Here is a 949-nt window from a genome sequence, read left to right on the forward strand (position 1 = left end):
CGATATCGGCCAAGCCGGTGTAGATTGACACGGAATTAGGTAGCAACTGCCACCAACGCAATTTTTTCTGCGTTCTGTGCCCGACTGAGGCTATTTGGGGCGGTACATGCCGTCAGATGTGTCGAAGTCATTTTGCAAATTGAACTCTTCCAAAACATCCGTCGCGACTTCCTGGATGACCTCAATTTCAAGATCTGTGAGTTCTGGAAATTTTGTCAGACCCTTCTTCGAAAGAGCGCCCTTCCCCTGAATTAAGAACCGAGCCAATAGCGATGCCCTTCTGTCAGGCATGTCAATGCGCTCTTTGATCTCTTGCGAAATGGCATCGTACATACCAATGAAATTTAGTTCATCTCTCAAGTCTTTTCTGACAGTCTCTTCAACTTTCGAGTACAAATATTCGGTAACCGTTGTTGCGTCGAAATATCTATAAAGATCGGACGTGTCGTTTTTGACCGATATTTCTTTTTCCGGAGTCCAGCCCCATTCGATGAGCGGTTGTATAGATTCGGAAAACGACTCTAGGGCTGCGTCGTAACCGCGACGGTCTCGTACAATTGCCGCGCTGATTGGGAAGAGAACATCTTTCGGAGTGTACCCCTCGGATGAGAGTATGTTGTGCATCAAGAATCGATGAATTCTTCCATTTCCATCTTCGAATGGATGGATAAAAACGAAGCCAAAGGAGACTAATGCTGCCGAAACTACGGGATCCGCACGCCCTCGAAGTTTCGAGGCCATGTCTGTCCATCCTGAAAGCAATGACTGCACATCCTCAGGCTTCGGACATATAAAGTGAACGATCTCGCGATATCCCCCCGCAGTCTCGCCGACAAAATTTTGGAAGTCTCGGACTCCTTTGGCTGCATATCGAGGGTCTACAATGTTATTCTGAAGTGAAAGCAGACTTTTTGGGTTTGGTGACTGCTCCCCGCCCTGAAGGACGGGG

The 949-nt window shown here is 47.8% G+C and carries 1 protein-coding gene; it reads right to left on the minus strand.

The window, feature by feature from the left end; translation table 11 throughout:
• Nucleotides 1-90: 90 nt before the first annotated feature.
• Nucleotides 91-949 (minus strand): Fic family protein (locus E1297_RS01370; RefSeq protein WP_196223110.1); only part of this gene is annotated, 859 nt, incomplete at its 5' end.

The sequence above is a fragment of the Roseibium sp. RKSG952 genome (assembly GCF_009711355.1).